This is a genomic window from Croceitalea sp. MTPC6, assembly GCF_036985525.1.
Classification (GTDB): domain Bacteria; phylum Bacteroidota; class Bacteroidia; order Flavobacteriales; family Flavobacteriaceae; genus Croceitalea.
Genome location: NZ_BTGR01000003.1, coordinates 290,259 through 304,149, shown reverse-complemented (window position 1 = coordinate 304,149; position 13,891 = coordinate 290,259). Strand labels below are relative to the sequence as shown.

General features: G+C 36.6%; 16 protein-coding genes. 8 read left to right on the top strand and 8 right to left on the bottom strand.

What is annotated here, in order from left to right:
• The first annotated feature begins 7 nt into the window (after window positions 1–7).
• Window positions 8–721 (top strand): hypothetical protein, encoded by a 714-nt coding sequence (locus tag AACP56_RS08050; RefSeq protein ID WP_339335619.1) that lies wholly within the window; start codon window positions 8–10, stop codon window positions 719–721.
• A gap of 51 nt (window positions 722–772) precedes the next feature.
• Here AACP56_RS08050 and AACP56_RS08045 read toward each other — a convergent pair whose 3' ends face one another.
• The 5 genes from AACP56_RS08045 to AACP56_RS08025 all read right to left on the bottom strand — a co-directional run bounded on the left by AACP56_RS08045 (window position 773) and on the right by AACP56_RS08025 (window position 5,013).
• Window positions 773–1,285, bottom strand: coding sequence for a hypothetical protein (locus AACP56_RS08045; RefSeq protein ID WP_339335621.1), 513 nt, complete (start codon window positions 1,283–1,285; stop codon window positions 773–775).
• Between the two features lie 144 nt (window positions 1,286–1,429).
• A complete protein-coding gene (locus tag AACP56_RS08040) occupies window positions 1,430–1,837 on the bottom strand; it encodes a DUF2141 domain-containing protein (protein ID WP_339335623.1) in 408 nt (135 codons plus the stop codon).
• Window positions 1,838–2,067: 230 nt separating this feature from the next.
• Entirely contained in the window at window positions 2,068–2,442 is a 375-nt protein-coding gene (locus AACP56_RS08035) for a group III truncated hemoglobin (RefSeq protein WP_339335625.1), read from the bottom strand.
• Between the two features lie 66 nt (window positions 2,443–2,508).
• Window positions 2,509–2,913, bottom strand: a complete 405-nt coding sequence (locus AACP56_RS08030) for a hypothetical protein (protein WP_339339884.1) — start codon at window positions 2,911–2,913, stop codon at window positions 2,509–2,511.
• Between the two features lie 75 nt (window positions 2,914–2,988).
• A complete protein-coding gene (locus AACP56_RS08025; RefSeq protein ID WP_339335629.1) occupies window positions 2,989–5,013 on the bottom strand; it encodes a S9 family peptidase in 2,025 nt (674 codons plus the stop codon).
• A 112-nt stretch (window positions 5,014–5,125) separates the two neighbouring features.
• On the opposite strand from AACP56_RS08025, the gene AACP56_RS08020 reads away from it, so the two are divergent.
• From AACP56_RS08020 to AACP56_RS07995, 6 genes are all read left to right on the top strand, one after another.
• A complete protein-coding gene (locus AACP56_RS08020) occupies window positions 5,126–5,680 on the top strand; it encodes a hypothetical protein (protein ID WP_339335631.1) in 555 nt (184 codons plus the stop codon).
• On the top strand, window positions 5,680–6,426 hold the full coding sequence (locus AACP56_RS08015) for a DUF6090 family protein (RefSeq protein ID WP_339335633.1): 747 nt from the start codon (window positions 5,680–5,682) through the stop codon (window positions 6,424–6,426). Before AACP56_RS08020 ends, AACP56_RS08015 begins: the two co-directional genes overlap by 1 nt.
• Window positions 6,419–7,180 (top strand): DUF6090 family protein, encoded by a 762-nt coding sequence (locus AACP56_RS08010; protein WP_339335635.1) that lies wholly within the window; start codon window positions 6,419–6,421, stop codon window positions 7,178–7,180. The genes AACP56_RS08015 and AACP56_RS08010 overlap by 8 nt, the downstream gene beginning before the upstream one ends.
• Window positions 7,180–7,938, top strand: coding sequence for an SDR family NAD(P)-dependent oxidoreductase (locus AACP56_RS08005; protein ID WP_339335637.1), 759 nt, complete (start codon window positions 7,180–7,182; stop codon window positions 7,936–7,938). The genes AACP56_RS08010 and AACP56_RS08005 overlap by 1 nt, the downstream gene beginning before the upstream one ends.
• A gap of 94 nt (window positions 7,939–8,032) precedes the next feature.
• Window positions 8,033–8,512 carry a hypothetical protein gene (locus tag AACP56_RS08000; protein ID WP_339335639.1) on the top strand — a complete coding sequence of 160 codons (480 nt, stop codon included), beginning with the start codon at window positions 8,033–8,035 and terminating at the stop codon, window positions 8,510–8,512.
• A gap of 36 nt (window positions 8,513–8,548) precedes the next feature.
• Window positions 8,549–9,511, top strand: a complete 963-nt coding sequence (locus tag AACP56_RS07995; RefSeq protein WP_339335642.1) for a hypothetical protein — start codon at window positions 8,549–8,551, stop codon at window positions 9,509–9,511.
• Here AACP56_RS07995 and AACP56_RS07990 read toward each other — a convergent pair.
• Genes AACP56_RS07990 through AACP56_RS07980 form a run of 3 tightly spaced genes read right to left on the bottom strand, consistent with a single transcriptional unit; the run spans window position 9,508 to window position 11,510 of the window.
• The gene (locus AACP56_RS07990) at window positions 9,508–10,017 is read right to left on the bottom strand and encodes a YybH family protein (RefSeq protein WP_339335644.1); all 510 of its coding nucleotides are present in this window, start codon (window positions 10,015–10,017) and stop codon (window positions 9,508–9,510) included. The genes AACP56_RS07995 and AACP56_RS07990 overlap by 4 nt on opposite strands.
• Window positions 10,018–10,032: 15 nt before the next feature.
• Window positions 10,033–10,854, bottom strand: coding sequence for a ZIP family metal transporter (locus AACP56_RS07985; protein WP_339335646.1), 822 nt, complete (start codon window positions 10,852–10,854; stop codon window positions 10,033–10,035).
• Complete coding sequence (locus AACP56_RS07980) at window positions 10,854–11,510, bottom strand: metal-dependent transcriptional regulator (protein WP_339335648.1); 657 nt, start codon at window positions 11,508–11,510, stop codon at window positions 10,854–10,856. Before AACP56_RS07980 ends, AACP56_RS07985 begins: the two co-directional genes overlap by 1 nt.
• 84 nt (window positions 11,511–11,594) lie before the next feature.
• Here AACP56_RS07980 and AACP56_RS07975 point away from each other — a divergent pair, with 84 nt between their 5' ends.
• Window positions 11,595–13,871 carry a TonB-dependent receptor gene (locus AACP56_RS07975; RefSeq protein ID WP_339335650.1) on the top strand — a complete coding sequence of 759 codons (2,277 nt, stop codon included), beginning with the start codon at window positions 11,595–11,597 and terminating at the stop codon, window positions 13,869–13,871.
• The last annotated feature ends 20 nt before the right edge of the window (window positions 13,872–13,891 follow it).

The following is a 13,891-nucleotide window of genomic DNA, read 5'->3' as shown; positions in this document are numbered from 1 at the left end:
AACAGTTATGAAAAATATAGTAATATTATTCGTAGTCAGTTTTATCACACTGACAACAATTACAGCTCAGAAAGTTATAGAAAAAAACTTCTCTTATAAAGAGCAATTTATTGAGCTAGATGTAAACTTCGCCAGAAATATTGAAGTAAAGACTTGGGACAAAAATACCGTTTACTTTAAAGCGGATATTTATACGGAAGACCCACAGTTTTTAGACTTCTACAAATTGAACCTTAATGAAGGGGCGGGTAAAATTGATATTGAAGAGGAGGCTGAAGGTGTTTTTAAAGCTTACCGTAAAGACTGTATACAAAAGAATCCTAACAAAAAAAGGAATTGTTACAATACAGGAGACTTAGTAGAATTTAATTATGTTCTCTATGTGCCAAAGAATGCAAAGTTTAAGGTGAGCAGTATAAATGGCGACTTAAAATCGGATGTAATCGAGGGTAATTTTATGGTAGACCTTATTAACGGAAACATAGACATTAAAAAATATTCTGGAAATTTAGATTTAAGCACAATAAATGGGGAAATAGACTTAAAAATATCCAATACAAGCTTACTAGCAGAAACCATACATGGTGATATTTATGCCAGTGAAGAATTAGGTTTAATAAGTGAAGATAAACATGTAGGTCAAAAAATTTGGAGCGAAAGTTCCAGTGCTAAAAACAAATTGAAGCTCAATACAATTAATGGCAACATGTATTTGCGATAAGTAATCCCATAATCAATTACTAAAAAGGCGCGAAAGTATTTTCGCGCCTTTTTAGTATTCTTGCTCCTCTTTTTGAACAAAAGATACTTTGGCTTGTTTAGCTAAATAAATCGGAGAGGTTACAAAAAGTTTTTTGACTTGATTGTCCCAATCCCTAGCTACATTAAAATAACTGGCATTATTTACGGCCATAATCTCATCACAATCTGGGCACGTATGTTTGTAATCCAAAAAATGATGGGCAAACTCATGAAAAGCAACTACTTTAAAGATTTCGGGGTCGATTAAAGCAATCCAATTGATTAAAATATTTTCAATATCCCCATTAGCATCTCTAGTAACCATTCCCATTACGGTATTGCCCTCTTCAAGTGGCAAACTATTGGTGACATCAATATTTTTCAATTGAAATAATTTCTCATGATACTCAATTCCATAGGTATCACAATATTCAAAAAACTCGTTTAACAGTGGTTGAAGTCGCCCATCTATATCTACGCTATCTTGAGCATAAAAAGTAAAGGAGCATATAAAAAGACACAATAGTGACAGTTTCTTTTTCATCTTGGTTGTGGTTTGGTGAAAAAATACTTCTGATAGTGTCTACAATAAAAAACGGGGAGAAAACAACTTTATTTCTAATTAGTTGTTTTTTAACATTTTATAGGGTTGAATATGGTGTAAAAGATATGAAAGCCAAAGCTCAGGTTATAAGGAAACATTTATTTTGGTATCCTTATCCAATTTAAAAGCACAATCTTTAAATGCTGGCGGGCCAAATGTTCGCATTTTAGCATTAGAAAAAGCTACTTTTTCTTTAGGAATGCCCAACCAATTAGTGTCTAGTTTGTTATTCCCATTTTCGTCATGGAAAATTGCAAGTGCATACTCGCCTTCTGGCAAGTCTTCAATGGCAATATGTGTTATCCCTTTTTGGGCAACAATACTATCGCATTTGTATACCTTATCAAATTTTAAGAAACCTTCTTTAGTATTGTAGACAGCAACACTTATTTTGCCTTTAGAAGAAGGTACATCATGAACATCAAGAGTAATTTGGTTTTGTGAAAAAACCACTACGGGAAGTAAAAAAAGTAAAAACAAAAATCCTCTCATAGTTTATACCATTACAACAAATATGCTAAACTTATTTTTCTCTTAAAAAGTATACGAACTAAAAATAATTTTAGGTTTTTTATTCTAAAATAACTTGTAATGTTTAATTATAGCTGAAGCAAAAAACACTCCTATTAAAAAGAAAAATATCCATTTGACATATTTGGCATCACTTTCTTTGGGCCACCTACTCATACCTATTATATTCCTTTTTTGTTCCATAGAAGCTATTAATTCTGCCTTATCTTATGAACCATTAAGTCACGTATCATCAAAGCTTTTTGTTTGGCCATGTCAGCATTTTTCCCTTGAAAATTTTTATCAATGGTACTTTCCCATAGATTTATCCATCTATCGAACCGTTCATCGGTCAATTCAATTTTACTGTTTAACGCTATATGTTTGAGCATGGGATTACCTTTGTAAACAGCTGTATGAAAAAGCATGGAATCCCAAAAATTATACATAACGGGAATATGTTTCTCCCAAATAAAGTCTATGGTTTCAGTAAAAATAAAGCTGATCATATCATCTTGGAGCACTTTATTGTAAAAGTCGTCTACCGGTATCTTTACATCTTCTCTATCTAAAATATCTGACTTCATAAAGTAGACTTATTATAATAATGTTAGAGCTACAATACAACTACTTATACTACAAACCTAAACCCATTACTTTGAAAATGATATAATTTTTTGATAAAACTCTTGTGTTTTTAAACTATCAGTGAAGTTTATGTATAGTTTAAGTGAGTCATGGTGTACCAATCTAATCTTTTGTTGCCTTAAATCATCCACAAAAACATAGACCTTGGAATCGGTCAAAGAATCCTTAAAAACGCCTTTCTCTTTAGCCAACCACGAAAACCCATTCTTTCGTTCCATCTCGGGTAACTTTGAAACCAATGAAATGCTGTCCAATTCTGATAACGGAATGGTCTGCCTATATATTCCTGAAGTGATTTTAAATTGTCCATCTTCAATCTTACTCCAATTCTTATAGTGTAGCACAAATGCCAACACACAAGCAATTACAGTAACAATAATTACGATGTTCCAAAACCAGCTCTTCTTCATTGCATAAATTCTGTCATTCCCATGAAGATGGGAATCCATTGATATTGAGATTCCCGCATACGCGGGAACACAAATTTATTTTTTGTACTTATCAAACCAAGCAACGGTATGTGCAATCTTAGTAATTAGATTACTGGGTTTACTGGCAATACCATGGCTCGCTCCTGGTATTTCAACCAGAACGGTTTCAATTTTTCGCAATTTTAAAGCGTGGTACAGTTGTTTGGCTTCGCTTGGGGGAGTCCTTAAATCGTTCATGCCCACCATCACCATTGTTGGGGTCTCTATATTACCAACGAGCGAAATGGGAGAAAACTTCCAATAATGTTCAAAATTTTCCCATGGCTGTCCTTCATAGCGTGAATTTGCATAACCAAAATAATTATCAGCTACCAAAGTCTTACTGATCCAGTTCATCACAGGTTTGGCAACTACCGCAGATTCGAAACGGTTGCTCTTACCAATCATCCAAGCGGTCATAATACCGCCTGCAGAGCCTCCGGTAACAAAAAGTTGATCTTCATGGGCAATTCCCATTTTAATACAATGGTCTACCCCGTCCATGGTATCGTTATAATCTTCTCCAGGATAGTTTCTATAAAGCAAGTTGGCAAATTCCTCCCCATAACTAGTACTTCCGCGAGCATTGGGATAGAAAACAATATATCCTGCGGAAGCATATAATTGCATTTCTATAGAAAAACGGTCTCCATAATTTAAGATTGGTCCTCCGTGATTTTCAACCATAAAAGGATATTTTTTAGAGGCATCGTAATTTGGCGGATAAACTACCCATCCCTGAATATCACGGCTATCAAAAGAAGATTTGTACCAAACCTCTTCTACCTTGCCTAGGGTCTTGTAATCCAATAATGCTTTGTTGAGTGCTGTAACCTTTCTCGGATTCTTTTCTTTTGCCTTGATGATTGCTAACTCTGCAGGATAATCTGGGCGCGAATGCGTATAAGCAATAGAACCATTTTCAGAAACCGAGTAAGAACCACTTCCATAAGGTCTTCCTAAAGTAGTGCCGCCTCTGTTATCTGCAAGTTTAGTCACCTTTCCAGAAAGGGAAACATGACCAATCTTCCCATTGCCTTTATCATCATAGTTAAAATAGAGCCCTTTACTTGAGGTGTCCCATTTAATTCCAGATACTGTTCTATCCAAAGCTTGTGAAATTGGTTTCTGTCCACTTCCATCAGTATTCATAATATGTAAAAACCGAGTCTGATAAGCCTCTCTCTTATCTTCTATACTAATGTAGGCAATGTGTTTACCGTCGGGTGAAAGTTGAGGATTATAGTCAGGGCCATCCCTGTCTGTTAGGGCGATGATTTCTCCATTTTCAACATTCACCGAGTAAACTTCACTGTTCCTAAAACGATATTCCCAATCTTCTACCCTATTTGCCGAAAAGTAAATTTTGGAACCGTCTTTTGCCCAAGAAAGTGTTCCCCGATGATGCCAATCCCCAGAAGTTATTTGGCGTGGGGCACCACCATTTGCGGGCATGGTAAAAATATGGTTAAATCCAGGTTTTATATATCCTCTTCCATCAGCTTCATGATAGACTCTGTCCGTAATCCTAGGAGCGTCTGCCCATTTAGCGCCTTTTGGTTTTTTTGGCATTTTGGCCAATACTGGTGGAGCTTTTGGCACATTCATAGAAAATGCCAGTTGCTTTCCATCTGGTGACCAGGTTAACGAACTTGGTGAAAATGGTAATTGAGAAAGCTTTGCTACTTTCCCTGTATTCACCCAATACAGATAAATTTCGGAGCCTTCATCAGTACTGCTACTAAAGGCAATTCTATTTCCCGAAGGCGACCACCTTGGACTGCTTTCACTCACTTCTCTAGAAGTTAGTTTTTGGTGTTGGCTACCATCCGTTTTTATCATCCAAAGGTTCCCCCAGCTACGGTCTTTCATAACATCAAAACCCATACGACGATATACCACCCAATCCCCATTGGGGGAAATCTGTGGGTCAGATACATATTGCAAATCAAAAACATCTGTGTAAGAGAAGTTTGTTTTTTGGGCTTGCACATTAAATACCAGTAGGCATAGTAATACAAATATTGGAAGCTTGTTCATGGTTATGGAATTAAGAATCTTCTAAAGATAATTAATGTGGAAATACTTAAAACATCTATTCTTTAACTTTATCAATTATCTTTAAAGCAACAACCAAACTTTTAACCATTTTATGAAAACCAAAAAAATTAGCACAGACCGTATTCTGGGCATTTCTGCTATGCTTATTAGTTTACTTACCCTTATTATTTTTATTTACCAAACCAATATAATGAAAGAGCAAAGTAAGCTCTCTGTTAAACCGAGACTGGATTTCACCACCAACTTTGACCAAAAAGACTCAACAATTATTATCAGAGAAGTTATTGAGAACAAAGGGCTTGGTCCTGCTATAATCGATTCTATTTATTTTAAATATAAAGATGGGGCCTATCCTGTTGATATTGAAACTTTGATTAAAAAAGAGATTCCCAAACTTTTAGAATTTGGCTATCTATCTCAACATGCTACTCTTAGTAAGGGCACCACAATTTCCCCAAATGAGGAGCGGTTCATATTCACCTATCATATACCTATGAGTCAGCTTGAAAATTTATATTCCTATCTGGGCATGAGCGATGAAGATGACAACCCTTTTCCAATTGAGGTCATTTACACTTCCATTTATGAAGACAATAAATGGATGATGAACAATGATGATTTGAATCAACCCATAAAAGTGGATTAATGCTAAAAATATTTAGAAGAGCTCGTCAAAATTTAATTGCAGAAGGTAACACAGGTAAATATTTAAAATATGCCATCGGTGAAATTTTGCTAGTAGTCATTGGTATTCTCATTGCATTACAGATTAATAATTGGAATGAGCAGAAAAAGGAAAAAGCAAAAGAACAAGCCTTTTTAAAGGAAATAAATTTAGATTTTAAATCAAATAAGACGCAGTTAGATTCCATAATCAGTTACAATAAGGTGAGCTTACATGCTAGTGCCAGAGTATTGGAAATTATCAAGGGTTTCAATCTAAAAAACCCAAAAGCAAATGTGTCTAATTCCCATCTAACTGATAGTATTGGGTACTATTATCGTTTGATGTGGAGAAATAAATCATTTAATCCGAAAAATGGTAGTGTTGAAGCACTATTGAACTCTTCCTCTTTTGATGTTATAAAAAATGACAGCTTAAGACGAAATTTAATTTCATGGAAAGACGTTCTAAACGATTATCTAGAAGAAGAGGAATTTGCCATAAATTTTTTGTTTAATGAATATGGACCATGGGCAAGGGAAAATTTTGACCCAGATGTAGATGACGACCCAGAATATATTACTGCATTTTTTAGTAAAAGACACAGAAACTTTATGAATCAAAGAGCTGGAGATTTATATAACAATTTAACAACCGTAGAAGAAGAAGGGGTTATCACAATGATTGATGATATTATTAGATTAACCGAAACAAATCATAATGATTAAGTTTTTTCGTAAGATCAGAAAGTCTTTGTTGTCCGAAAACAATTTTTCGAAATACCTCCTCTATGCCATTGGCGAAATAATATTAGTAGTCATTGGTATTCTAATTGCGCTTCAGATCAATAATTACAGTGAACAACAGAAAGGGCGTGAACAAGAAATTATTTTATTACAAAACCTATCCAATAATGTAGCACTGGACATAAAGCAGATTGAATCAAACTCAAAAAAATCATCCGAACGTTTAGACCGCCTAAACCTTACCATGCGACTTATAAAAAGTAAAGACTCGGTTAAGAACGATGAATTTCTAGGTCATTCTTTTGAGTTTCTTGTGGATAATTATTTTAGAAGCAATAGCGGCATATTTGATGAAGCGGTCTCTTCTGGTAAAATGGGTTACATTCAAAATCTTAAGCTTTCACAGTCAATTTTTGACTACTACCGCAATGCTAAAGAAAGTCTTATTGATGGTACCGCGCGTCAGATTACCGATGAAATCATCACACCTTTATTGGTTGAATCGGTACTAATGAACAAGAAAGCATTTGGTCGGTTGGGTATGGAAGTAGAAGATATTGCCAATCTTGAAGAATTAGATATAACAAGTCTAAGAAACAACAAGGATTTTTGGAGAATGTGCCTTCTAAAATTTGGCAGCAATAGCGAACAATTAATGCGCTGGGGTTTTATGAAACAAGATGCCGAGGAACTTAAGTCAAAAATTGATCAAGAATTGGAAAAATTAAAAGACTAATGCAATTCAAAAATAAAAACGTATTAATTACAGGGGCCTCCCGAGGAATAGGCAAAGCTACCGCCCTATCTTTTGCCGAAAAGGGTGCTACTGTCGGAATAAACTTCAAAAGTAACTCTAAAGAAGCTGAAAAGACCCTTAAAGAACTTACGGGAGAAGGACACCGACTTTTTCAAAAAAACATTTCTGAAAAAGAGAATTGCCAAACTTTAATTAATGAGTTTGTAGATACCTACGGTCAATTGGATGTGTTGGTCAATAATGCAGGTATCTCCATCTTTCATGAGATTGACAAAGTAGATTTTGACCATTGGACACATGCTTGGGAAAATACCTTTAAAACCAACCTTTTTGCTGCAGCTAACATAACCTATTGTGCTGCTAAGGCCATGATGAAAACTGGTGGTGGACGAATTGTGAATGTATCCTCCAGAGGGGCTTTTCGGGGCGAACCCACTAAACCTGCTTATGGGGCCAGTAAAGCAGCTTTGAATTCTATGACTCAGTCTTTGGCTAAAAAATTGGCACCAAATAATATCTATTTGGGAGTTGTCGCTCCTGGTTTTACAGAAACTGAAATGGCTACAGTAACACTCACTCCGGCGGAGCGTGAAAATTTACTGCGAGAATCTCCTTTTAAACGCATGGCGCAACCCAAAGAGGTTGCACACGCGATTCTATTTCTGGCTTCCGAAGGTGCAGAATACACTTCAGGAACCATTATTGATGTAAATGGGGCAAGTTACTTAAGGAGTTGATAGGTTGCTTTGTTAGCAAAAGAATTTTCTTTAAAAAGACTTCTCGATACAAAATTCTTTCAGAATTCCACTCGAAGTGACGTACTTTGCCTTCATGAAAGCAGCAACCGTAGTCCAAATCAAGAAAGAACTTCAACACCGTAATCCAGACGAAATCCTACAGTTGTGTTTGCGATTGGCCCGCTTTAAAAAGGAAAATAAGGAACTGCTTACCTATCTTTTATTTGAAGCTGACCATGAGGAAGGGTATATAGAAACTGTGAAAGCTGAAATGGATTTACAGTTTTCAGAAATTAATACCAACAGCTTCTTTTACATTAAAAAGAGTGTGCGTAAGATTCTCAGGACTATTAAAAAATACATCCGCTATTCTGGTAACAAAGAAACGGAAGTAGCATTACTACTATATTTTTGCCTAGAGTTAAAAGATTTCTCCCCATCCATAAAAAGAAATACCACTCTAGTAAATCTTTATGAAAGACAGTTAATCTATATTGAAAAGAAAATTGGTTTACTTCATGAAGATTTGCAGTATGATTATGGACTGTTATTGGAAGAATTAAAACGATTTTAACAATATCGTATTCATCATAGTTCTAACTTGACGGCTATGAAAGTTATCTTAGTTTTTTTAGTTCTAATTCAGTCTTGGACCATCCAAAGTCAAAATAAAGCAGACTATACCAACTATCACAAAAACATTATTGATGCTGAAGCTTTAATTGCATCTGAAAAGTATAACGAAGCCCTAATTGAATTAACCAAAACGATTGAGGGCTATGATTTTGTTTTTCTAAAGGATATTAAGATTGCAACGCAACTGGCAGTGTTTTTAAATAATGATGCCAAAGCCTTTAAGTTTTTAGAATTAGGTATTAAATCTGGCTGGACACTAAAGGAGATAAAAAAGAATAAACTATTAACCTCATTGAGGGGAAAATCGCAATGGTCCGTTATAATCAAATCTTATCCAGAATTTCAGAAAGTATTTGAAAATCGTATTGATAAAAGCTTGAAGTCGAGGGTAAAAGAGATGTATAAGAAGGATCAAAAAATGGCTTGGAGTTACTTATTTAGGATTGGTCAAACAGCAAAAGAAAAGTATGCCAATAAAAAGGTGAAACCACATGCTATTGAACAAATAGATATCTTAAATCGGATTATTGATGACAAAGGATATCCTGGTGAAAAACTAATTGGGGAACCAGTTTGGATGTCCACCATATTATCTCACCACAATTCGGTTTCTGAAGATTTTGTAAAAACCGATACCCTTTACGATAATTTAAGACCCAAACTTTTAACTGCTATAAGAGGAGGGGAACTCAACCCATATGAGTTTGCGTTGATGGAAGATTGGCGAATCACCATAAAGCATGATCGACAAAAACCAGGATTTGGTTATATCGAATCTCTAAAACCAGAACAGGTCAGCGCTTCTAACGAATTACGGAAACAAATAGGGATTCGTTCTGTAGAACTCAGAAACAACCTAGTAGCTATTGAAGAAAAAACTGGAATGGACTTTTATTTGGCCGGTTCTGGCTGGGTCGATGGAAAAATTGGTCTTTAAAACTTAAGCGGTTCTTGTTTTTCAAAATCTTCAGCAGAAATAGCCTTCCCATTAATTATAGAAGTATCCCAATCCTGTGTTATTTTCCATTTCCCATCTATCCTTTTTAAGACGATATGAAACTGCCCATAATTAGAACTGGTTTTACCTTCTTTTGTAGTTGCCCTAATTCTATAAAAACCTACTTCATACGAGGTAGCTTCATTGGTATGTCGGCTATCAAACCAAAATTCTAAGGAAATAGAAATACCATCTGCCTTGTTCTGTTTAAAACGTTCCAAGTTGCCAGCTTTAAAACTATTTTCGGTATCAATCCCATTTGGAGTTACTCTTAAAACCTGTTCTGTATATGTTGCATTGAGTGCTTTACCATCTAGGTTTTCGAATGCCTCTTGGAAAGGCTTCCATACTTCTTGGTCAATTACATCCTGAATTTCTTTTACTTCATTTTGAGCAATTCCAAAAAAACAAATAAAGAACAAATAGAGTGCTACGTATTTTTTCATCTGTGTATTCCTTAATTATCCTAATCCTACATCCAAGGTCATCATCACAATAAATCCTGCGATAAAGCCCATCACTGCAATATCCGAATGTTTATCTTGTTGTGTTTCAGGAATTACTTCTTCCACAACCACAAAAATCATGGCCCCGGCCGCAAAAGCAAGTGCATATGGTAAAATTGGCTGAAATGTAATTACCGCCCATGCCCCAATTACCGCAGCTATGGGTTCAACTATAGCAGACGCCTGACCGTACATAAAACTTTTTCTTCTTGTAAGTCCTTGTCTCCGCAATGGCATTGCTACTGCAAAACCTTCGGGGAAATTCTGTAATCCGATACCAAGTGCCAATGCAACAGCACCACCAATAGTAGCACCATCAAAACCTGCTGCAACGCCACCAAAAAGGACACCTACAGCAAGACCTTCTGGAATATTATGTAAAGTAATTGCCAACGTAAGTAAGGTGGTTCTGTGCCAAGGCGTTTTTACTCCTTCGGCTTCACTCTCTTTAAAATTAATATGTAAATGGGGCAGTACTTTATCCAATCCAAAAAGGAATAATGCTCCCAATAAAAAACCAACAGCAGCTGGAATTACTTTTACAAAACCTTCGCCCGGACTCATTTCAATCCCTGGTGAAAGCAAGCTCCAAAAGCTGGCCGCAACCATTACGCCTCCAGTAAAACCAAGCATACCATCCATAACAGAACGTTTGGGGTTTTTAAAGAAAAAAACTAAGCTGGCACCCAATGCCGTAAGTCCCCATGTAAAAAGAGTAGCGTAGAATGCTGCTAAAATTGGGTTTATAGATTCAAAATAATTAATTATTTCTTCCATTAGATTTCTACTTTAACGTAAAGGTTAATAGCTATTTGGTTTGAAATTTGAAGTTGTTTATCCGCAATTTCAATTCTAAGCGAATCATCAAAAGCCTCTTTTTCCAAAACCGTAATCTCGTCACCCAAGGCAATTTGGTTTTTATCCAGAAACTTTAAAAAAGCTGTTGAAGTATCTTTAACACCAACACAAATTCCATGTTCGCCACTATTTAATTCACTCAACAATTGCTTGTCACGCTCTTGGAATTCTCCATTTTTTGTGGGAATTGGGTCGCCATGTGGGTCATATTTGGGAAAATCCAATAACTCGTCAATTTTATCAATCAACTTTTCGCTTTTAATATGCTCCAATTGCTCAGCAACCTCATGTACCTCATCCCAGGTAAAGTCTAACTTTTTCACCAGAAAAACTTCCCACAGACGATGCTTTCTAATTATAGACAATGCTGTTTTTGTCCCCAAATCGGTCAGAGAAACCCCTTGGTAACGTACGTAGTTAAGAAGGTTCTTTTCAGCCAACTTTTTTGCCATATCCGTAACAGAAGACGGTTTGGTCTCCATTTGTTCGGCTATTGCGTTTGTGGAAATCAATCCAGAATGGTTGCCCCCTAGGTGAAAAATAGTCTTTATATAATTTTCTTCTGCCCGTGTCAAAAAAATACTTTTTCCAAAAATACATTTTTATTTGTAAAAACAAATTTTTAGATTTGTCTAAATTTTAATTTCAACAAATATAAATTGAAATACATACTACTAGTTCTCACCGTTTTATTTCTTTCTTTTGGATGGGGGCAAAATGCTACGGTGCAAGGTGTAGTTTCCTCAGATAGAGAAGGCGTTCCTTATGCCAATGTGTATCTAAAAGGAACTAAAAGTGGTACGGCCACGGATGGGAATGGATCTTATGCCATTTCCAACCTTTCCCCTGGTAAATATGTACTAATAGCATCTGCCATAGGTTATGCCACAAAACGTCTTCCTTTTCTTGTAGGTAAAGAAGAAAGCCTCAATTTAAATATTGAATTGATTCCCTCTGCAGAATCCTTAGATGAAACTGTGGTCACAGGTACGCTAAAACCTGTCAGCAGGTTGGAAAGTGCCGTTCCTGTAGAAGTTTACGCACCCACATTCTTTAAAAAGAACCCCTCTGCAGGACTTTTTGATGCATTACAAAATGTAAATGGTGTACGCCCACAAATAAATTGTAACGTTTGCAATACTGGTGACATTCATATAAATGGTTTGGAAGGTCCATACACACTAATAATGATAGATGGCATGCCAATAGTCAGTGGTTTGGGTACGGTCTATGGCTTATCAGGAATTCCCAACTCTTTAATTGAACAGATTGAAATTGTAAAAGGTCCTGCCTCCACACTTTATGGAAGTGAAGCCGTGGGAGGGCTCATCAATGTCATCACAAAAAATACGCTTTCTGCCCCAGAGTTCTTTGCAGATAGTTTTTTGACTGGCTGGGGCGAGTACAATCTTGATGTAGGCACCAAATTTAATTTGGGCAAAAAGACCGATGTTTTGCTTGGCGTAAATTATTTTAATTACGACCAGCTCATAGACAACAACAATGATAATTTTACGGATTTAACCATCCAAGAACGCTTTTCTCTTTTTCAAAAATGGAATTTTAAACGTGAAAGTGGTAAGCTATTCACCCTAGCAGGGCGGTACTTCTATGAAAATAGATGGGGCGGAGAATTACAGTGGACAGAAGCATTTAGGGGCGGTGAGGAAATCTATGGAGAAAGTATTTTTACACGCCGCTGGGAAGTCATTGGCAAATACCAATTGCCTGTAGAAGAAAATATAACGCTCTCTTTATCTTATAACGACCACAATCAAGATTCCGCCTACGGACCTGAAATTTACCTTGCTGACCAACGTATTGGCTTTGCACAATTACTATGGGATAAGACTTTGGGAAAGAACGACTTGCTTTTTGGTAGCACATTGCGGTATAACTATTATGATGACAATACTACTGCCACGACAAATGGTCTGGGAAACAATCCTGAAGAACTTGCCATCCCAGGCCTTTTTGTGCAGAACGAATATAAATTTTCTAAAAAATATTCTCTTTTAGCTGGTTTGCGGTACGACTATGATAGCCGCCATGGCAACATTTTTACCCCAAGGGCGGCGTTTAAATGGAAAACTTCAGAGAATGGGGTATTGCGATTTAACACAGGTACAGGTTTCCGCGTTGTAAACCTTTTTACCGAAGACCATGCCGCATTGACCGGTTCTCGCGATGTTATTATTGCTGAACAACTGGAACCTGAACGTTCTTGGAACTTTAACATCAACTACTTACAAAAAATATATGCGGATAATGGAACTTTTGCCAGTTTTGATGCATCCGCCTTTTACACAAGATTTAGCAACGCCATTATCCCAGACTACGATACCAATCCCAACCAGATCATTTATGACAATCTTGATGGAAATTCGGTTTCCCAAGGGATAAGCGCCAATATAAATGTGGTATTCCCCAGTGGATTTAGGATTTTGGCAGGGGCCACGCTACAAGATGTAAGCAGTACCGAAAATGGGATTACCCAGCGCCAAATACGTACCGAAGGTTTTACGGGAACCTGGAGTTTGTCCTATACCATCAACAAAATTGATTTAGCAGTGGATTATACAGGGAATATTTACGGCCCAATGCGCCTGCCCATCTTAGGTGAAACGGACCCTAGAAGAGAATTCTCCCCTACCTACAGCATTCAAAACATACAATTCACCTACAAAGGGCTACAGAACTTTGAGTTTTATGGTGGCGTAAAAAACCTGTTGAACTGGACACCAAATCGTGGCAATCCATTTATCATAGCAAGGGCCAATGACCCTTTTGACCGTAATGTAGAGTTTGATGCCAACGGCAATGCAGTAGCCACCACGGACAATCCATTTGGGCTAACTTTTGACCCAGACGGTTATTCCTATGCTTCCAACCAAGGCATTCGTGGGTTCTTTGGTTTAAGATATACTATTTTTTAACGCGACACATCAGGACGCTA